Source organism: Nocardia sputorum (assembly GCF_027924405.1).
GTDB classification, from domain to species: Bacteria; Actinomycetota; Actinomycetes; order Mycobacteriales; family Mycobacteriaceae; genus Nocardia; species Nocardia sputorum.
In genome coordinates, this window is record NZ_AP026978.1 from 6,445,347 (window position 1) to 6,464,685 (window position 19,339).

Consider the following 19,339-nt stretch of genomic DNA (forward strand, 5'->3'; position numbering starts at 1 on the left):
CCGGACCACTGCATTGTGGCGGCCATCCGGAACCTTGCGCTGCCCATACTTACAGTGGCTCGACGTGCTCGGCACGCCGACACGCGCCCGCCGCGGGAGCGTCCGCGCTTCACATCACGGCAGCAGCGCGCGAACGGTATCGATGGTGTCCGCTTCGGCCGGTTCTTTGTCGGGGCGGTACCGCACCACACGCGCGAACCGCAACGCGACACCGCCGGGATAGCGCGGGCTGACCTGCACACCGTCCAGGGCGATCTCCACCACGAGTTCCGGCCACAGATACACCGTGTGCTGATCGCGCGAGCGCTCGTGGCGCGGGAATTCGGTGGTCTGCCACTGCAACAGCGCGTCGGTGAGTCCTTTGAACGTCTTGCCCACCATGACCGGCTCGCCGGTTTCCGGGTCACGCGCGCCGAGGTGCAGGTTCGACAAGTAGCCCGTGCGGCGGCCGTAACCCCATTCCGCGCCGAGCACGATCAGGTCGAGGGTGTGCGTCGGCTTGATCTTCTGCCAGGCCCGGCCCCGCCTGCCCGCCGCGTACGGCGCGGTCAACGACTTGATCATGACGCCCTCGTGGCCCGCGGCCAGCGCGGCGTCGAAGTACTCCGCGGCCGCCTCGGCATCCGGGCGCAGCAGTGCGGGGATGGTGTGCTCGCCCGCCACCCGCGTCAGCGCGGCGCGCCGCTCGGACAGCGGAGCGTCGAGCAGGTCCCGGCCGTCCAGGTGCAGGCAGTCGAAGAAGTACGGATGCAGCAGCAACTCCCGGGTGGAGCTCACCTCGGCGAAGCGGCTCATGGTCTCCTGGAACGGACGCGGCCGCCCGGCGTCGGTGAGCGCCAGCGTCTCCCCGTCCAGCACGACGCTCGTGCAGTCCAAGCCCGCGACCAGCTCGACCAGCTCGGGGACGCGCGCGGTGATCTCGCGCAGCGTCCTGGTGAAGATGCGCACCCGGTCGCCGTCCCGGTGCACTTGGATGCGGGCGCCGTCCAGCTTGTGCTCGACGCTCACCTCCCCCGCGAACTCGGTCATCGCCTCGTCCAGGGTCGCGCCGGGGGAGGCGAGCATGGGCTGGATCGGACGGCCGACTTCCAGCCGGAATTCCGCCAGCGCGGCGGCGCCGCCGGTCAGCGCGGCGACGGCGGTGACCGGTAATCGGCCCGACAGCATGTACGCCCGGCGCACCAGATCGGGCGGCACCTCGGCGGCGACCGCCACGGCCTCGGCGACCACGGCGGTGAGCGCTCCTTGGCGTAGTTCCCCGGTGAGCAGGCGCAGCAGGAAGCCCTGTTCGTCGGCCGTCGCCGCGGACCACAACGCCGCGAGCAACTCCTTGCGCCGGGCGGCGGACCCCGCGCCGGAGGTGCCGGCCAGTTCGGTCAACGCGGCGTGCACCGCCGCGACGGTCAGCGTCGCGACCGGCGCGGGCGGGTGGTCGAGCGTGGTGAGCGTGCGCCAGCCCGTGCCGATCCGCCCCTGCGGTAGCTCGCCGGACGCCCAGGCGACGACGGGCGCGAGCTCGTCCGGGGCGGCCGTGGTGAGCAGCCCGGACAGCACGGCGATCTTCGTCTTGCGTGACCTGGTCGCGCGCACGGTCTCCGAGGCCACGACGACGTCCGAGAACAACACCCTGCCGACGGTAGCCGCCGGGTCCGACACTTGTCCGCGAGGAGTGTTAATCGGAAATTGGCACGGATGCGAAAGCAGCCATAAGCTGGACGCATGGCCAAGACTTTCGTCGGCGCTCGGCTGCGTCAGCTGCGGACCGAACGCGGGCTGAGCCAGGTCGCGCTGGCCCAGCAGCTGGAGATCTCGGCGAGCTATCTCAACCAGATCGAGCACGACGTGCGCCCGCTCACCGTGCCGGTGCTACTGAAGATCAGCGACGTGTTCGGCGTCGACGCGACCTTCTTCTCCGCCCAGGACGACACCCGGCTCATCGCGGAGCTCCAAGAGGTCGTGATGGACGAGGAGCTGGGCATCGAGGCCGACGCCCAGGAGATCGCGGATATGGTCTCGGCGCACCCGAGCATGGCCCGCGCGCTGGTCAACATGCACAACCGCTACCGCAACACCTCCGCCCAGCTGGCCGCGGCCACCGAGGACCGGTTCGCCGACGGCGCGGGCAGCGGCGCGATCAGCAAGCCGCACGAGGAGGTGCGCGACTACTTCTACCAGCGCCAGAACTACATCCACGAGCTGGACACCGCCGCCGAGGACCTCACTACCCGCATCCGTTTCCACGGCGGCGACGTGAACAGCGAGATCGCCAGGATGCTGCGCGGCCACGACGTGCGGATCACCGAACGCATCGACCTCGGCGAGGGCGTGCTGCACCGCTACGACCCGCAGACCCGCAACCTGGAGATCGCGCCGCATCTGTCCGGCGGGCAGCGGACCTTCAAGCTGGCCGCCGAGCTGGCCTACTTCGAGTGCGGCGAGCTGCTGGAGAAGCTGGTCGAGGAGGGCAATTTCGCGTCCGAGGACGCCCGCAAACTGGCGATGCTCGGGCTGGCCAACTACTTCGCCGCGGCGACGGTGCTGCCGTACACGCATTTCCACGAGGTCGCCGAGGATTTCCGCTACGACATCGAACGGTTGTCGGCGTTCTTCACGCAGAGTTACGAGACCATCTGTCACCGGCTCTCCACGCTGCAACGACCGTCGCTGCGCGGCGTGCCGTTCTCGTTCGTGCGGGTCGACCGGGCGGGCAACATGTCCAAGCGCCAGTCCGCCACCGGTTTCCACTTCTCCTCCAGCGGCGGCACGTGCCCGCTGTGGAATGTCTACGAGACCTTCGCCTATCCCGGCAAGATCATGACGCAGATCGCGCAGATGCCCGACGGCCGCAAATATCTCTGGGTGGCTCGCACCGTCGAACGCCGCGCCACGCGTTTCGGACAGCCGAGCAAGACCTTCGCCATCGGCCTCGGCTGCGAGCTGCGCCACGCGGGCCGCGTGATCTACGCCGACGGCATCGATCTCGACGAAGTGCAGCCGACGCCGATCGGTGCGGGCTGCCGGGTCTGCGAACGCGCCAACTGCCCGCAGCGCGCGTTCCCGCCGTTGGGCAAGGTGCTCGACATCAGCGAGCACCGCAGCTCGGTTTCGCCTTACGTGCTGAAGTAGCAGGTTGTCGCGTGACCGGACCGGATGATTCGCGGTACCCCATGCCCGCCTCGATAGTGCTGATCGCGACGCCGGAGGGTTGGCGCCACAGCGTCCTGGACACGCGAGACGGACTGCTCTGCGGCCATCTGACGAGTGTCCCCGCCGATGCCGCGCCCGACCAGGCGCGGGCAGCCGCGGTCGCGATGCTGCGAGAGATGGCCCGGGAATTCCACGGCGTGGCGATCGAGGTCGCCTGGTACGGCCGGGAAGCGTTGAGCGGCGAAGTGATTGCGGTAGGTAGCTGGTCCTGAACACACGTCCGGGCCGGTCTCACGACAGCGAGACCGGCCGGATGCCATGGTCAGGCGGCTTGCGCCCGGCGTTGCATACGGAGACCGACCACCGTCATCCCCAGCGCTGCGACGAGCAGCAGTGCCAGCGTCCAGGCCAGAGCCGCGAAACCGTGGGGTGCGGCGGCGGCCGCGACCAAGGGACCGATGGTCGCGCCCACATAGAAGCTGAACATCGCGACCGACATGGCGGCGGCGCGGGATTCGCCGCCCAGCTCGCCCGCGCTCTGCAACACCGCCGGTGCGATGATGCCCAGACCGCCGACCAGAACGGCGAGCAAGACGGCCAGGACGACCGGATGGGCGCCCTCGAAGGTCGCGATGACCATCGCCGCGGCGGCGATCAGCACGCCCAGCACGATCTGCCCGTGCTTGGACAGCCTGGCCAGCGGCACCGCGAGCAGCGGAAGCGCGACCATCACCGGCAGCGCGCCCGCGCGCAACGCGAGCAGTTCACCGGAACCCCGGACCACGCCGGTCAGTTCCAGGCCGGTGTACACCCCGACCATCACCGCCATGCTCATCGCGCCCGCGATCAGCATCGGCACCAGCGCCCGGATGCGCAGCACCGCGGGAATCGCGGCGTAGCTGTGCCGCAGCGGTTTGTCCCGGCCGGTGGGCGCGTCGGCCAGCAGCGCGGACCACAGCGCGAGCGCGAGCACGGCGAAGCCGAGCGCGGAGGCGACGAATACCGTGCGCCACGGGAACGCGCCGACCATCCATTGGGACACGATCTGCGCGACCACCGTCGCCGCGAGGAACGACGTGGCCACCGACATGGTGGCCACGGCACGGTGCGCGGGCGCGATGCGCGTCGCCACATAGGCCATGATCGCGGGCGGAATCGAGCCGACCACCAGGCCCTGCGCCACGCGCAGACCGACGGCCAGCGGCGCGCTGAACGCCAAACCGGTCAACAGTGTGACCACTGCGGCGACCAGCATCCCGGTGACCAGCACCCGCCGGTGACCGTAGCGATCCGAGAGTGGGCCGAACAGGACGAACCCACCGGCGTATCCGAAGGCGAAGGCGCTGATGATCCAGGTCATCGCCGCCGAGCCGACGCCCCAGTCGGCCCGCATGGCGGTGAAAAGCGGGATCGGAACGTACATCTGGCCGGTGGCCAGCAGGGCTGCCAGGACGAAGAAGGGCAGGGTGCGCCCGGTGTGGGCACGCGCCGAGGGGTCGCCGGTGCGCGTCCGGGCCGGAGCCGCGGAGTGGAAGGTGGACATTGCCATGGGACGAAGGTAGGCCCGGAAGACTCATGTTGTCAACCAAATAGTTGGTTTAATGGAATGGTAAAGTGTCCGTCATGACGGCCACGATGAAACGCAGTGACGCGACCAGGCAGGCCCTGTTGCGCGCCGCCCGCGACGAATTCGCGCAGTACGGGCTGGCCGGCGCGCGGGTCGACCGGATCGCGGAGGCGGCGGGCGTCAACAAAGAGCGGATCTACGGGCTGTTCGGCAGCAAGGACAAGCTGTTCGACGTCATCCTGATCGAGACGCTGCGCGAGTTCATCGAGGTGGTGCAGCCGCTGGCCGACACCGAACCCGGCGCGTATGTCGGCAAGCTGTACGACTACCACCGGGACAACCCCCAGCTGTTGCGACTGATGCTCTGGGAGGCGCTGCATCGCGGCGCCGACGCCCACGACATCGACGGCTGGCGCGCCGCCCACTACGTGCGCAAATTCGACCGGGCCCAAGAGCAGTTCGACGTGGACTCCGCCGACGCGGGCCGCCTGCTGCTGGCCCTGTGCGGCCTGGCCAACTGGTCACTCGCCGTTCCACAGACCACCAAGCTCCTGCTCGGCGAGGCCGCCGCGGAGGACAGGGACGCCACCAGAGCGTTCCTGATGGAGTTCGCCAGGGCGGCGATGCGCCGCGACGCGGGTGCCGGCGAACGGGAAGCACGCCTGCCCGAGGTCGAACTGGTCAATGACTTGACCGCTGGCGACGAACCGTCCGGCGTCGATCGCGCCGCACAGCGACTACGCGACGCCCAAGCCGCCGCCGACGCCGCCCGCGAAGAACTCGCCACCGCCCTACGCGCCGCCCACGCCGCGGGCGCGAGCGCCAACCACCTCGCCCGCCAGGTCTCCGGCACCCTATCCCGCCCCGTAGTCCTGAAACTCCTATCCCAGCCCTAGGTCAGAACGCGGCTTCGTCCAGGTTCATGATGTCGTTGTCGAGCGCGGCGATGATTCCGCGGACCGCGGCCAGGGTGGGCAGCGCGTTCTTGGCGAAGAAGCTCGCGACGGCGACCTTCCCGGTGTAGAAGGCGCGATCCTTCTCCGGGGTGTCGGCGGCCAGGGCGGCGGCCGCGATCTCCGCCTGTACCAGCAGCCGCCAGCCGATGAGCAGGTCGCCGACCGCGAGCAGGAAGCGCACCGAGCCCAAGCCGACTTTGTACAGTTCGGCGGGATTCTGCTGGGCGGCCATCAGGTAGCCGGTGAGCGAGGCGGCCATCGCCTGCACGTCCTCCGCGGCCGTGCGCAGCAGTGCGCGCTCGGTGTCGAATCGCCCGGTCTTCGCGTCCAGGAACGCCGCGATCCGCGCGTTGAGGTGGCCGAGCGCCACACCCTGGTCGCGAATGATCTTGCGGAAGAAGAAGTCCTGCGCCTGGATGGCGGTGGTGCCCTCGTAGAGCGAGTCGATCTTCGCGTCGCGGATGTACTGCTCGATCGGATAGTCCTGCAGATAGCCGGAACCGCCCAGGGTCTGCAGCGACTCGGTCAGGTACTGGTAGGCCCGCTCCGAGCCTACGCCCTTGACGATCGGCAGCAGCAGATCGTCCACCCGGTGGGCCAGTTCGGGGTCGGCGCCCGAAACGAGTTGCGCCACATCGGCGTTCTGATGCGCCGCGGTGTAGAGGTATACCGCGCGCAGCCCTTCCGCGTAGGCCTTCTGCATCGCCAGCGAACGACGCACGTCCGGATGACGAACGATGGTCACGCGCGGCGCGGCTTTGTCGGTCATCTGGGTCAGATCCGCGCCCTGCACCCGCTCCTTGGCGAAATCGAGCGCGTTGAGGTAGCCGGTCGACAAGGTGCCGGAGGATTTGACGCCGACCATCATGCGCGCGTTCTCGATCACCTGGAACATCTGCGCGATGCCGTTGTGCACCTCGCCGACCAGCCAGCCCTTGGCCGGAGTGCCGTGGCCGCCGAACGTCAGCTCGCAGGTGGGCGAGGACTTCAGGCCCATCTTGTGCTCGACCCCGGTGACGTACACGCCGTTGCGCTCACCGAGTTCCAAGGTCTCGTGGTCGAAGAGGAATTTCGGCACGTAGAACAGCGACAGGCCCTTGGTGCCCGGTCCGGCGCCCTCCGGCCGGGCGAGCACCAGATGGAAGACGTTCTCGGCGGTGTCGCCGACTTCCGCACCGGAGATGAACCGCTTGACGCCCTCGATATGCCAGGAGCCGTCCTCCTGGCGGATCGCCTTGGTACGACCCGCGCCCACGTCGGAACCGGCGTCGGGCTCGGTCAGCACCATGGTGCCCTGCCAGCCCTTCTCGAAGCCGAGCGTGGCCCAATGCCGCTGCTGCTCGGTGCCCACGTTGTACAGCACGGACGCCATGACCGGGCCCATGTTGAAGAACGACGCCGAGGGATTGGCGCAGGTGATCATCTCGGCGACTGCCCAGACCAGCGCCGCGGGCGCGGGGGTGCCGCCCATGCCCTCCGGCATGCCGAGCCTGCTCCAGTCCGCCTCGCGCACGGCGGCGACAGTCTTGCGCAGCGGCTCCGGGACGGTGATCGAGAAGGTGGCGGGGTCGTAGCCGACCGGATCGCGATCGGCCGCGGCGAAGGAGTCCGCCACCGGCCCCTCGGCCAGCCGCCGAACCTCCGACAGGATCTCCCGGACGGTGTCGGAATCGAGGTCGCCGTAGGCGCCGGTATCGAGGAGCTTGTCCAGTTCGAGCACTTCGAACAGGTTGAATTCGATATCCCGCAGGTTCGCCTTGTAGTGGCCCACCTTGTCCTCCTCGACTCGGTCCGCAGTTCGCCGCCGCGGCATTGGGACGGTTCAGACGTCTACGAGTCGAAGCGTGCCGCATCGCGGCGACGCTACGCAACCGTAGCCAGATCCACCCTGGCCAGCGCGTTTGCCAGGACCTCACAACTGTTCGCCGCACGTTTACGGAAAAGGTTCACACGAGCGAAACAGACGAAACGGACTTGTCATCGAGAGATATTCCGGCGCAACAACTCCTGTCTACCGTTCGCATCACGAATACAGCCGTTGTATACAGCCCCGTCTACAGCCGTGACCGGGGCGAAGACGGCGGTGTTCGACGCGGCGCCCTGCCGACGCCGCCGCAACACCTGATGAGGAGAGGGTTCGCCCCATGCCAGATTTCCGTGCCACCCGTCGCTCCCCGCGCTTGGCGCGAGCGATGGCGGTGCCCACCGCGATCGCGCTCGCCGGCCTGTTGCTGACCGCCTGCGGTGCCAAGGACGACGCCTCGACCACCGGCTCGGGCGCCGCGTCCTGCGTCGACACGTCGAAGGACACGATCAAGGTCGGTTCGCTGCACTCGCTGTCCGGCACGATGGCGATCTCCGAGGTCACCGTCGCCAACTCCACCAAGCTGGCCGTCGACCAGATCAACGCCGCGGGCGGCGTGCTCGGCAAGAAGATCGATCTGGTGCTCGAGGACGGCGCCTCGGACCCGAAGACCTTCGCGGAAAAGGCCGAGAAGCTGATCAGCTCCGACTGCGTGGCGGCGGTATTCGGCGGCTGGACCTCGTCGAGCCGCAAGGCGATGAAGCCGAAGTTCGAGAGCCTGAACTCGCTGCTCTACTACCCGGTGCAGTACGAGGGCCTGGAGGACAGCAAGAACATCTTCTACACCGGCGCGACCACCAATCAGCAGATCGTCCCGGCGCTGGATTACCTCAAGCAGAAGGGCATCACCTCCCTCTACCTGGTCGGCAGCGACTACGTCTTCCCGCAGACCGCCAATCGCGAGATCAAGGCCTACGCCGCCGCCAACGGCATCGAGATCAAGGGCGAGGACTACACCCCGCTCGGCTCGACCGACTTCTCCACCATCGTGAACAAGGTCCGCACGGCCAAGGCCGGCGCGGTGTTCAACACCCTGAACGGCGACTCCAACGTCGCCTTCTTCCGCGAGTACAGCAACGCGGGCCTGAAGGCCGCCGAGATGCCGGTGGTCTCGGTGTCGATCGCCGAGGAAGAGGTCGCGGGCATCGGCGCCCAGCACATCGCCGGGCAGCTCACCGCGTGGAACTACTACCAGACCGTCGATACCCCGGTGAACAAGAAGTTCGTCGCCGACTACAAGGCCGCCTTCGGCGCCGACAAGCCGACCTCGGACCCGATGGAAGCCGCCTACGCGTCGGTCTACCTGTGGAAGAACACCGTCGAGAAGGCCAAGTCGTTCAAGGTGGAGGACATCCAGGCCGCCGCCGACGGCGTCAGCTTCGAAGCGCCCGAGGGCCTGGTCACCATCGACGGCTCCAACCACCACATCACCAAGACCGCCCGCATCGGCGAGATCCGTCCCGACGGCCTGATCTACACCGTGTGGGACTCCGGCAAGGCCGTCACGCCGGACCCCTACCTGAAGTCCTACGACTGGGCCAAGGGCCTGAAGTAGTCCGCGGCTGTCCGCGGCCCAGCTACCGGTGCCCGCCGAGCGATCCAAGTCGCCACGGCGGACACGCGGAGCGCAATGAGGGGGGCCGCGGGCAGCATCGGACAGGCAGACATCAACGCGGCAAATCCAACACAGGAGCCTTCCCCATGGATGTTGTGATCGGACAGCTCTTCACCGGGTTGAGTCTGGGATCGATACTCTTGCTCGCCGCGCTCGGCTTGTCCCTGACCTTCGGGCAGATGGGCGTGATCAACATGGCGCACGGCGAGTTCATCATGGCCGGTTGTTACACGACCTACGTTGTGCAGAAGGTGATCTCGTCGGCGGGCGTCTCGCTCGTCGTGTCGCTGCTGATCGGTTTCCTCGTCGGCGGCCTGCTCGGCGCCGCGTTGGAGATGGGCCTGATCCGCTGGATGTACGACCGCCCGCTGGACACCCTGCTGGTCACCTTCGGCGTCGGGCTGGTGCTGCAACAGCTGGCCCGCGACATCTTCGGCGCGCCGGCCAAGAACGTCGTCGCGCCGGAGTGGCTCAGCGGCGGCGTCACGATCCTGGGCGCGGTGGTGCCGAAGACGCGCATCTTCATCCTGGTGCTGGCGGTCGTCGCGGTGACCGCGCTGGCCGCGGTCCTCAAGGCGACGCCGCTGGGCCGCCGGATCCGCGCGGTGGTGCAGAATCGCGGCCTGGCCGAAACCTCCGGCGTGTCGAGCCGTTTCACCGATATCAGCACGTTCTTCATCGGCTCGGGTCTGGCGGGTGTGGCCGGTGTCGCGCTCACCTTGATCGGCTCGACCAGCCCGACCATCGGTCAGAGCTATCTGATCGACGCGTTCCTCGTGGTGGTGATCGGCGGGCTCGGCCAGATCAAAGGCACGGTGATCGCGGCCTTCGCGCTGGGCCTGCTGAATTCCTACATCGAGTACTCGACCACCGCGTCCATCGCGAAGGTCATCGTCTTCGTCGTCATCGTGATCTTCCTGCAGGTGCGCCCGCAGGGCCTGTTCACCGTCCGGACAAGGAGCCTCGCATGACCACGCTCGTCCAGCGGTGGCGCGCGCACTCCGCGCTGAGCGCGCTCGCCGGATTCGCCGTCGCCGCCGTGCTGTTGTTCGCGGTCGCGCCCGCCGTGCTCAGCGATTTCCGGCTCAATCTGCTCGCGAAGTTCCTGTGCTTCGCGATCGTCGCGGTGGGCATCGGATTGGCCTGGGGCCGAGGCGGCATGCTCACCCTGGGGCAAGGCGTGTTCTTCGGCATCGGCGCCTACATCATGGCCATGCATCTGCAGATGGCCGACGCCGCCCGGCTCGGCAACGACGTGCCGGAGTTCATGGAGATCGCGGGCATTCGCGAATTGCCGTCGTTCTGGCAACCGTTCGCCTCGGCTCCGGTGGCGCTGCTCGGCATCCTGGTCCTGCCCGCGCTGGTCGCCGCGGCGCTCGGCTACGGCGTCTTCAAGCGCCGCGTGAAGGGCGCCTACTTCGCGATCCTCAGTCAGGCGCTGGCCGCCGCGCTGGCCATCCTGCTGACCGGTCAGCAGGCCATCGGCGGATTCACCGGCTTGTCGGATTTCCGCGCCTTCTTCGGCTTCAAGCTGTCCGACCCGGTCAACCGGCGCATGCTGTTCTTCTTCGCCGCGGGCACGCTGCTGGTGGTGGTCGCGCTGGTGCGGCAGCTGATGCGCAGTCGGTACGGCGAGTTGCTCGTCGCGGTGCGCGACCAGGAGGAGCGGGTGCGTTTCCTGGGATACGACCCGGCGAACGTCAAGATCGTGGCCTACGTGGTCGCCGCGTTCTTCGCGGGCATCGCCGGTGCGCTGTTCACGCCGATCGTCGGCATCATCTCCCCCGCCGACATCGGCGTAGTCCCCTCCATCGCGTTCCTCATCGGCGTCGCGATCGGCGGCCGGACCACGCTGCTCGGTCCGGTGCTCGGCGCGATCGGCGTCGCGTGGGCGCAGACGGCGCTGTCGGAGGAGTTCCCGTCGGGATGGACGTATTTGCAAGGCGTGCTGTTCATCGTGGTGGTCGGTTTCGTCCCGGCGGGCCTCGCCGGACTGTGGCCGTTGCTGAAGGGACTGCTGGAGAACAGATTCCGGCGAACCGCGCCGACCGCGACGGTGGTCGTCGAAAAGCTGCCGGAACCCGCGACGGAGAAGGTGGAATCGCGATGACCGAGACGACGCACGAACCGAAGCTCGGCGGCAACGCCGGAATGTCCAGCGAGTACCTCGAGATCCGCGGCCTCTCGGTGAGTTTCGACGGATTCAAGGCCGTCACCGATGTCGATCTGACGGTGTTGCAGGGCGATCTGCGCTTCCTCATCGGCCCCAACGGCGCTGGCAAGACGACGCTCATCGATGCGATCACCGGGCTGGTCCCGGCGACCGGTTCGGCGCAGAAGACCGGCGTGGAATTGCTCGGCAAGAAGGTGCATCGGATCGCCCGGCTCGGCGTCGGGCGGACATTCCAGACGGCCAGCGTGTTCGAGCAGCTCAGCGTGCTGCAGAATCTCGACATCGCCGCGGGCGCGGGCCGCTCCGCGCTCACCATGCTGCGCCGCCGCAGATCCGTGCTCCCGGCGATCGAGGAGGCGCTGGAGACCACCGGACTGGCAGGCCTGCGCGACAAGCCCGCCGGGGTACTCGCGCACGGGCAGAAGCAATGGCTCGAGATCGGCATGCTCCTGGTGCAGAACGCGTCGGTGCTTCTCTTGGACGAGCCGGTGGCCGGGATGAGCGCGGAGGAGCGCGAGGAGACCGGGAACTTGCTGCGCCGGATCGGCGGCGACCGGGTGGTCGTAGTGGTCGAGCACGACATGGATTTCATGCGCGCCTTCGCCACCTCGGTCACCGTCCTCGCCGGCGGGAAGGTGCTCAGCGAGGGAACCGTCGAACAGGTGCAGGCGGACCCGAAAGTGCAGGAGGTCTACCTCGGCACCGCCGCGGCCGTCGGAACCGAGCTGGAGGACGCGTCGAGCGCGCCGAGCCCGGACTCGGCCCGGAAAGGGGACAGCGATGCTTGAACTCACCGATATCCACTCCGGCTACGGCCGCACCGAGGTGATCCACGGCGTCTCGATCACGGTCCCGGACGACAGCGTGGTGGCCGTCATGGGACACAACGGCGCGGGGAAGACCACGCTGCTGCGCACCGCTGTCGGCCTGATCGGCGCGAAGTCCGGCCGGATCGAGTTCGACGGCGAGGCCGTCACCAAACTGTCGCCGTCGCGGCGGGTACGCCGCGGGATCGCGTACGTGCCGCAGGGGCAGCAGAGTTTCCCGCAACTGACCACCGCGGAGAACATGCAGGTGGTCGCGGACGGCCGCAAACGCGGCAAGGCGCTGATCGACGAATCGCTCGACCTGTTCCCCGCGCTGCGCGAGCTGCTGACGCGCAAGGCGGGCCTGCTGTCCGGCGGGCAGCGCCAGCAACTGGCCATCGCGCGGGCGCTGATCACCGAGCCGAAACTGCTCATCCTGGACGAGCCGACCGAGGGCATCCAGCCGTCGGTGGTCGCCGAGATCGAGCGCACCATCATCGATCTCACCCGCCGCGGCGGGCTGAGCGTGCTGCTGGTCGAACAGCACATCGGCTTCGCGTTGCAGGCGGCGCAGCGCTACTACGTGCTGCGGTCCGGCCGGGTAACCGCCACGGGCGCGGGTGGGGCCGGCGCCGAGAGCGACGTCCGCTCGGCGATGGCGATCTGAGCACCGCCGTGGCCCACCACAGGGGCCGGATCCCGTTGCGCGAGCAGGTGTACGACTCGTTGCGCCGGGATCTGGCCACCGGAGCCATCGTGCCGACCGAGCGGCTTCGGGAGGAGCGCCTCGCCGAGGCCTACGGGGTGTCGCGCACCCCGGTGCGGGAGGCGTTGGCCCGCTTACAAGCCGACGGCCTGGTCGAGCGTCTCGCCGACGGCCTGTATCCGTACCGGCCGAGGCTCGACGAACTCGATCACCTCTACGAGTTGCGCCTCGTCCTGGAAACCAGGGGCATGCGACGCGTGGGGCCGCCCGGCACGGCGCCTGCGCACGATCTGGATCTCGTGCGCGCGGAGCTCGACGCCTGGCGCGCACTGCGCGACGACCCACCGGAACCTGGACCCGCGCTGGTGGCCGCCGACGAGCGGTTCCACACCACCTTGCTGGCGGCCGCGGGCAACGCCGCACTCGCCGACGCGCTCACCGCCGTGCACGTCCGGGTGCGCCCGGTGCGCACGCTGGACGTGCCGACGCCGGAACGGATCGCCACGATGACCGCCGAGCACATCGCGGTCGCCGAGCATCTGATGTCCGGCGCCGTGGATGCGGCGCTGGACACGCTCACCGCCCACGTCACCACCTCGCGCACGCACGTGCTGGCCCGTGCGGAGCACGCGCTGCGCCTGACCAAACTGGGCCGCGCCGTGCGGGATTGACCGCTCAGCAGCTCTGTTGGAAGGGGAAGCACTGGGTGGGCCGGTACGCGGGCGGCGACGGCGTCGGGCTCGTCGTGCCGGTCGCGGGGATCGGCTGCGCGGAGTCGTGCGCGAGCGCGGTGGCGATCACGCCGAGCACGAACAGGACGCCGACCACGGCGATGACGACGACGGACCACCCGGCATACGCCTGGCTCTTCGTCGCGACGCCGGGCGTCGGCTCGACTCGAGGCTTCGGTGTGCGCGCGATGGTGGTGACCGGCTCCGGCGCGTGCTCCTCGAAACCCGCTTCCAGGAGTTCCGCGCGGGACGGGGCGAGTTCCGCCAGACCGAGCGCGCCGCACGCGCCGATCACCCGGTCGGCGGTCCAGTCCCGCGGTCCCGCGGAGAACCCCTCCAGGTAGATACGCAGTTCCGTCGCGTCGGTGACGTTCCCGACGACCACGTCCAACCCCGGGCGCAGATTCGTGCGCGCCGGGCGCACCACGGCTCCGCGGAACGGGACGAGCACCACCGCGCCGCTGATGTGCCCTGGATCCTGCAGCGCCCGCTCGAGCATGCGCTTGACCGCGTACATCCCGTGCTCCACGCGCTCGGCGGGGCTCCCGGACTCCGGGTCGTCCAATTCCACCGGCGCGTCGCTGATCTTCCACGGCCCATCGGCCGGTGTGCTCAGAATGCCGCTCTGCCTGCGCTGGAATCCATGCACTTCCAGCACGGTCAGGCCACGCGGGGTCCACACCACCGCGTCGACGCGCCGATTGTCCGCCTCGATATCGACCACGGCGAGGCCGGTCGTCGGATACGACCGCAGGCACGCGACGAATTCCCGCTCGGCGCCGGAAAGCTCCGCTCCGGGCCTGATCCTCACCAGCATCTAATCCCCTGCCGACCTGTTGTCCACACCTGACGCCACGGTGACCAGCACCGGTACTGATGATGACGGGGTACCCCGCCGAAAACCACTCCGAAAGCAAAAGAATGGTGGCGCGCTGCACGGGATACTGCCAAGTAGGCTCTCTCTCGGTCGGCACCGACGCCGGCCACAGACCACGCGGAGGTGGCAACCGGCATGGTTTCAGCGCTGCAACCACGCATCTCACCCGGACGGCTCCGGGAACTCGGCCCGCTCAACTGGGTTGTCTGGCAGGTGCTTTCCCGCGCCGCGGGCACCGGCGACGCCCATTTGTTCAGCACGCTCGGCCGTACCGGGGGACTGTTCCGCGGCTGGCTGCACTATTCGGGCAAACTCATGCCGGGCGGGCGGCTGCCCCGCCACGAGTCGGAACTGGTCATCCTCCGGGTCGCGCATCTGCGCGGCTGCGACTACGAGATGGACCATCACATCCGGCTCGGCCGGCGCGCCGGGGTGACGAGCGAGATCCTGGAGCGGCTGCGCGAGGGCCCGGCGGCGGCAGGCTGGTCGGACAAGCATCGGGCGCTGCTGGCCGCCGTGGACCAACTTGTCGAGACGCGCGACCTCGACGACGACACCTGGGCCGAGCTGGCGAAGCACTACGACGAGCGCAGCCTGATCGAAATCGTGCTGCTCATCAACCAATACGACGGCCTGGCCACGACCATCACCGCCCTGCGCATCCAGCGCGACGGCGTCTAGCGGTCGGCGGACGGCCCCTCGATGCGGCGCGCCAAACCGTCCAGCACCAGCGTCAAGCCGAACTCGTAGGCGTGCTCGGCGCTGTAGGCGGCGTCGTGCGCCTGGCCCGCCGCAGCGCCGACGCGCGCGGCCAGCGGGTAGCGCTCCGCGTCGAAGACCCGCGCGAGAACCGGCGCGGCCCGTTCCCACCACTGCCCGTCGGACATGGCGCTGTCGGCCGCCGCACGCGCGCTGTCGATGGCGATGCGGGCGACGGAGGTGACGAAGCCGAGCACGAACGTCAGTGCGGCGTCCATGGCGACGTCATCGAGGCCGAGTCCCGCGAACGCGGCCAGCTCGTGGTCGTATTTGGCGGCGAGACCGGGTCCGAGCGGCGGCCGGGTGGTCGGCAGATACGCCACCCACGGATGCCGGGCCAGCATGGCGCGGTTCTCGGCCGCGATCCGGGTGACCCGCTCGCGCCAGGACAGGCCGGTGAGGTTTCCGCGCTCCATCTGCGCGTACACCGTGTCCAGCATCAGATCGATCAGCTCGGCCTTGCCCGGCACATACGTGTAGGTGGCCATGGGGGTCAGGCCGAGCCGGTTGGCGACCGCGCGGATCGTGAGCGCTCCGATGCCGTCCGCGTCGGCGATCTCGATCGCGGCGGCCACGACCGCCTCGACGCTGCTGCGCTGTTTCGGGCCCCGGCCCGACTCGGCCGGCACACGCCATAGCAACTCCAGCGTGCGCACCGGGTCGCCCGCACCGCTGCGTTCCTTCGGCTGTCCCATTGCCGCCTCCTCCATTGCCGCGCCGCACCGATGGTATCGATGTGACGCAGCTCATAGTGACTCCCACCCGCTTTTCCTCTACAAAGTACAATGTACTTAGTACAGCTTACCGAGGAGGGCCTATGAACATCACCGCTTCCGCCATCTCGCTCAACGTCCCCGATCCGGCCGCCTCGGCGAAGTTCCTCATCGACCACCTCGGCTTCGAGGAGAAGATGTCGGCCGACGGATTCGTCTCGCTGGATCGCGCCGACGCCGGCCTGAACGTGATCTACCTGCGCACTGGACTGGCGAGTTTCAAACCGAAGAGCGCGGCGGGCAGCGCGGGCGAAGGCCTGCTCGTCGTCTTCGTCGTCGACGACATCGATGCCGAGTACGCCCGGTTGCAAGGCGAGGGAGTGCCGATCGTGACGCCCATCGAGACCGAGGAATGGGGCGAGCGGTACTTCCAGATGAGCGACCCGAACGGGATCGTCATCCAGTTGGTGCAGTGGGTGTGAGCTGTGTTCGATCGGCCGCGACTGCGTCGCGGCGTGTTCGCATGCTCGATCTCGCTTCGCTCGAAAGACGTAGTCGAGCTGGGCTGAGCACGTATCCGGCCGAACTCGGGACGCACAGCACGCGCAGACAGCAGTCGGGCGGCGATCGGCGCCCTCGGTTGGCACTACCTGCGATGGGCCAGGCGTGGGCAACGAAGTCACCACACCTGGCCCATCGTCCTTTGGCAGGAGAAGCCACCGGAGGGGTTCAGGCGAGCGCCGCGCGGAAGACCTCGACCGCCGGGGTGGCCGGTCGCCCGAGGAGTTTCTCCAGGTCACCGGAGCGCACATCGAGGATGCCGGTGGCGATGCCCGCGTCGGCGTCGGCGAGCGCCTTCGCGTAGACGTCGGGCAGGCCGGCCTGGCTCAGCACGGCGGCATAGTCCGCTTCGGGCAAGTTCTCGTAGCGCACCGGCTTGCCCGACGCCTCCGAAATCGCCTGTGCCAGCTCGGCATAAGTGAGCCGCTCGCCGCCACCGAGTTCGTACACCCGGCCCGCGTGACCATCGGTGGTGAGCACACGGGCGGCCGCTTCGGCGTAGTCGGCGCGCGCCGCGCCCGCCACGCGCCCCTCACCGGCAGCTCCGTGCAACACCCCCGACTCCACCGCGTGCGCGAGGCCGCCCACGTAGTTCTCCCAGTACCAGCCGTTGCGCAGCAAGACGTGCGGCACGGACGATTCGGCGAGCACCGCCTCGGTGCCCCGGTGTTCCTGGGCGAGGATCAGCGGGTTGTCGGCCGCGTTCGGAATGCTGGTGTAGGCGAGCAGTCGCACGCCCGCACGTTCGGCCGCGCGAATCACATTGGCGTGCTGGGCCACGCGCGCGCCGAACTCGTTGCCTGAGATCAGCAGCACCCGGTCGACGCCGTCGAGGGCACGCTCCAGCGCGGCCGAGTCGTCGTAGGCGGCCTGCCGGACGTCGACGCCGCGTTCGGCCAGATCGGCCACTTTCCGGGGATCACGCACGATCGCGACGGGCGTCGACCCCGCGCGCAACAACTCCTCCACTACGAGTCGGCCCAGCTGGCCGCTGGCTCCGGTGACGGCGACGGTCATGACTGCCTCCCAAGGTACGATTTGCATAGTACTAACTATTCGTAAGCACTATGCATTACGCCGCCACTGCGGTCAAGTTCGCTACCATGACGGTCATGACCACCCAGCGCACCGTCTCGGCCGAGGCCGACGACCCCACGCTGGAAGCCGACGTCTTCGCGCGCAACTGCACCTCACGGCCGGTCCTGCAGAATGTCGCCAGCCGCTGGGGCACCTTGGCCCTGGTCGCGCTGCGCGAAGGCCCGTATCGGTTCAGCGCCCTGCGCAGGCGGGTCGACGGCGTGAGCGAGCGCATGCTGTCGCAGACCCTGCAAGCACTGGAACGTGACGGTATGGTGCATCGCGAGGTGCAGGAGACGATCCCACCGCGCGTGGAATACACCCTCACGGAACTGGGCGCCGAGGTGGCCGCACACCTGGAGGCACTGATCCAGGTGCTGGAAACCAACATGCCCCGCGTGCGAGCGGCCCAGGCGGCCTACCACCGCGACTGACCGGCCGCGACGGGGAAGAGACCCGTCACGCGATGGGTTACACGGGCATGGAACTCGCCGCCGCAGTTGATTTCGCCCGCGATCACCGCAGGTCCGTACTCACTACGATCCGCCGTAACGGACGCCCGCAATTGTCCAACGTGCTGCATGTCGTCGGCGACGACGGCCGCATCCGCATCTCGATCACCGCCGACCGCGCGAAGTATCACAACCTCGTCCGCGACCCTTGGGCGGCGCTGCATGTGACCCGTGAGGACTTCTTCGCCTATGCCGTGCTCGAAGGCCCGGTGGAACTCACCCCCGTCGCCGCCGCGCCCGACGATCCCACCGTCGACGCGCTCGTCGACTACTACCGCACCGCGAACGGCGAGCATCCGGACTGGGACGAGTACCGCGACGCGATGGTGGCCGATCGCCGCGCCCTGGTGCTGTTCACGCCGACGCACGCCTACGGGATGCTTCCGGCCGCCGGTTAGCCGAATGGATTCCGCACCGCCCCTTCCGAGTCTTCCGAGGTCCGCGATCGGGCAGTGGTCGGCGACGGCGGAATCGGCGTCGGAGGCGCCTACGGCGAGTCGACCCGGCGCGGATCAGCGCGACATCAGATCGGAGACCGTGACGAATTGGTAACCGGCGGCGCGTAATTCGGCGACAATGCGGGGAATGGCGGCGATCGACGGCTCGGCGTTCCCGTGCATGACGTGCAGCAGGACGATCGAGCCAGGACGGACCTTGCCGAGGGTCTCGGCGACGATGTCGTCCGCCGTGGCGCCCGCCTTGCCCGAATCGGGCTCCACGTCCCACGTCACGGTGACCCGGTCGTGCTCGGCCAGGTAGTGCGGCAGCACCCACAACTTCTTGCCGTAAGGCGGGCGGAACGTGATGGGGCCGACGTAGCCGGTCCGCATGATCTCGGCGTCGGTGCGCTCCACCTCGTCACGAACCGTAGCGGGCGTGACGAAGACCATCCGGCGATGCGAATAGGTGTGGTTGCCGATCTCGTGGCCCGCCGCGGCGATCGCCCTGCCGTACTCCGGGTGCGCGGCGAGATCGCGCCCGTTCAGGTAGAAGGTGGCCGGAACCTGCGCCTCGGCGAGCACTCGCAGCACTTCGGGGGCCCGGTCGGACGGTCCGTCGTCCAAGGTCAGCGCGACCACCCTGGCGTCGGTGTCCACCCTGCTCACGACGTGACCGGCCAGCTGGAAGGTGCGCGCCTTCGTCAGGTAGAAGGTGCCCGTCCCCAGCAGCACCACCACGACGAGCACCGGCACACTTCCGATCAGCCACCTGCGAAACATGCACGCTGTATAGCAGACCGCCGACGCCCGCGCCGACCGCCGACTTCCCTACCGG

At 68.6% G+C, this 19,339-nt stretch carries 20 protein-coding genes; 13 read left to right on the forward strand and 7 right to left on the reverse strand.

Translation table 11 applies throughout. The features are described from left to right. Positions 1-114: 114 nt before the first annotated feature. Complete coding sequence (locus QMG86_RS29030; protein ID WP_281875942.1) at positions 115-1,626, reverse strand: ATP-dependent DNA ligase; 1,512 nt, start codon at positions 1,624-1,626, stop codon at positions 115-117. A 93-nt stretch (positions 1,627-1,719) separates the two neighbouring features. Between QMG86_RS29030 and ramB the strand changes: the two genes are divergently transcribed. Both ramB and QMG86_RS29040 read left to right on the forward strand, forming a co-directional pair. Further along, positions 1,720-3,126 carry an acetate metabolism transcriptional regulator RamB gene (gene ramB, locus QMG86_RS29035; protein WP_281875944.1) on the forward strand — a complete coding sequence of 469 codons (1,407 nt, stop codon included), beginning with the start codon at positions 1,720-1,722 and terminating at the stop codon, positions 3,124-3,126. 11 nt (positions 3,127-3,137) lie between these two features. Further along, complete coding sequence (locus QMG86_RS29040) at positions 3,138-3,419, forward strand: hypothetical protein (RefSeq protein ID WP_281875946.1); 282 nt, start codon at positions 3,138-3,140, stop codon at positions 3,417-3,419. A 50-nt stretch (positions 3,420-3,469) separates the two neighbouring features. On the opposite strand, the gene QMG86_RS29045 is transcribed toward QMG86_RS29040, so the two are convergent. Then, positions 3,470-4,696: an MFS transporter gene (locus QMG86_RS29045; RefSeq protein ID WP_281875947.1), complete on the reverse strand. Its 1,227-nt coding sequence runs from the start codon at positions 4,694-4,696 to the stop codon at positions 3,470-3,472. 74 nt (positions 4,697-4,770) lie between these two features. Here QMG86_RS29045 and QMG86_RS29050 point away from each other — a divergent pair, with 74 nt between their 5' ends. Further along, a complete protein-coding gene (locus tag QMG86_RS29050; RefSeq protein WP_281875948.1) occupies positions 4,771-5,610 on the forward strand; it encodes a TetR/AcrR family transcriptional regulator in 840 nt (279 codons plus the stop codon). A gap of 1 nt (position 5,611) precedes the next feature. Here the strand turns inward: QMG86_RS29050 and QMG86_RS29055 are convergent, their stop codons facing one another. Next, positions 5,612-7,441: an acyl-CoA dehydrogenase gene (locus QMG86_RS29055; protein ID WP_281875949.1), complete on the reverse strand. Its 1,830-nt coding sequence runs from the start codon at positions 7,439-7,441 to the stop codon at positions 5,612-5,614. Positions 7,442-7,814: 373 nt separating this feature from the next. Here QMG86_RS29055 and urtA point away from each other — a divergent pair, with 373 nt between their 5' ends. From urtA to QMG86_RS29085, 6 genes are all read left to right on the forward strand, one after another. Then, entirely contained in the window at positions 7,815-9,089 is a 1,275-nt protein-coding gene (urtA, locus tag QMG86_RS29060) for an urea ABC transporter substrate-binding protein (protein WP_281875950.1), read from the forward strand. Between the two features lie 146 nt (positions 9,090-9,235). Then, on the forward strand, positions 9,236-10,120 hold the full coding sequence (gene urtB, locus QMG86_RS29065; protein ID WP_281875951.1) for an urea ABC transporter permease subunit UrtB: 885 nt from the start codon (positions 9,236-9,238) through the stop codon (positions 10,118-10,120). After that, positions 10,117-11,259 carry an urea ABC transporter permease subunit UrtC gene (gene urtC, locus QMG86_RS29070; RefSeq protein ID WP_281875952.1) on the forward strand — a complete coding sequence of 381 codons (1,143 nt, stop codon included), beginning with the start codon at positions 10,117-10,119 and terminating at the stop codon, positions 11,257-11,259. The genes urtB and urtC overlap by 4 nt, the downstream gene beginning before the upstream one ends. After that, positions 11,256-12,110 (forward strand): urea ABC transporter ATP-binding protein UrtD, encoded by an 855-nt coding sequence (gene urtD, locus QMG86_RS29075; RefSeq protein ID WP_281875953.1) that lies wholly within the window; start codon positions 11,256-11,258, stop codon positions 12,108-12,110. Before urtC ends, urtD begins: the two co-directional genes overlap by 4 nt. Continuing rightward, complete coding sequence (gene urtE, locus QMG86_RS29080; RefSeq protein WP_281875954.1) at positions 12,103-12,795, forward strand: urea ABC transporter ATP-binding subunit UrtE; 693 nt, start codon at positions 12,103-12,105, stop codon at positions 12,793-12,795. The genes urtD and urtE overlap by 8 nt, the downstream gene beginning before the upstream one ends. Positions 12,796-12,803: 8 nt before the next feature. Continuing rightward, complete coding sequence (locus QMG86_RS29085) at positions 12,804-13,505, forward strand: GntR family transcriptional regulator (RefSeq protein WP_281875955.1); 702 nt, start codon at positions 12,804-12,806, stop codon at positions 13,503-13,505. A gap of 4 nt (positions 13,506-13,509) precedes the next feature. Here QMG86_RS29085 and QMG86_RS29090 read toward each other — a convergent pair whose 3' ends face one another. After that, complete coding sequence (locus QMG86_RS29090) at positions 13,510-14,382, reverse strand: NERD domain-containing protein (RefSeq protein WP_281875956.1); 873 nt, start codon at positions 14,380-14,382, stop codon at positions 13,510-13,512. 207 nt (positions 14,383-14,589) lie between these two features. On the opposite strand from QMG86_RS29090, the gene QMG86_RS29095 reads away from it, so the two are divergent. Next, a complete protein-coding gene (locus QMG86_RS29095) occupies positions 14,590-15,123 on the forward strand; it encodes a carboxymuconolactone decarboxylase family protein (protein ID WP_281881182.1) in 534 nt (177 codons plus the stop codon). Here QMG86_RS29095 and QMG86_RS29100 read toward each other — a convergent pair. Further along, positions 15,120-15,896: a TetR/AcrR family transcriptional regulator C-terminal domain-containing protein gene (locus QMG86_RS29100; RefSeq protein WP_281875958.1), complete on the reverse strand. Its 777-nt coding sequence runs from the start codon at positions 15,894-15,896 to the stop codon at positions 15,120-15,122. The two genes, QMG86_RS29095 and QMG86_RS29100, sit on opposite strands and share 4 nt — an antisense overlap. A 122-nt stretch (positions 15,897-16,018) precedes the next feature. On the opposite strand from QMG86_RS29100, the gene QMG86_RS29105 reads away from it, so the two are divergent. Continuing rightward, entirely contained in the window at positions 16,019-16,396 is a 378-nt protein-coding gene (locus QMG86_RS29105) for a VOC family protein (RefSeq protein WP_281875960.1), read from the forward strand. A gap of 247 nt (positions 16,397-16,643) precedes the next feature. Here the strand turns inward: QMG86_RS29105 and QMG86_RS29110 are convergent, their stop codons facing one another. Then, the gene (locus QMG86_RS29110; protein ID WP_281875961.1) at positions 16,644-17,492 is read right to left on the reverse strand and encodes an SDR family oxidoreductase; all 849 of its coding nucleotides are present in this window, start codon (positions 17,490-17,492) and stop codon (positions 16,644-16,646) included. A 95-nt stretch (positions 17,493-17,587) separates the two neighbouring features. Between QMG86_RS29110 and QMG86_RS29115 the strand changes: the two genes are divergently transcribed. Both QMG86_RS29115 and QMG86_RS29120 read left to right on the forward strand, forming a co-directional pair. Continuing rightward, positions 17,588-17,986, forward strand: a complete 399-nt coding sequence (locus QMG86_RS29115) for a winged helix-turn-helix transcriptional regulator (RefSeq protein WP_281875962.1) — start codon at positions 17,588-17,590, stop codon at positions 17,984-17,986. A 47-nt stretch (positions 17,987-18,033) separates the two neighbouring features. Beyond that, complete coding sequence (locus QMG86_RS29120) at positions 18,034-18,462, forward strand: PPOX class F420-dependent oxidoreductase (RefSeq protein WP_281881183.1); 429 nt, start codon at positions 18,034-18,036, stop codon at positions 18,460-18,462. A gap of 114 nt (positions 18,463-18,576) precedes the next feature. On the opposite strand, the gene QMG86_RS29125 is transcribed toward QMG86_RS29120, so the two are convergent. Then, complete coding sequence (locus tag QMG86_RS29125; RefSeq protein ID WP_281875964.1) at positions 18,577-19,284, reverse strand: polysaccharide deacetylase family protein; 708 nt, start codon at positions 19,282-19,284, stop codon at positions 18,577-18,579. Between the last annotated feature and the right edge of the window lie 55 nt (positions 19,285-19,339).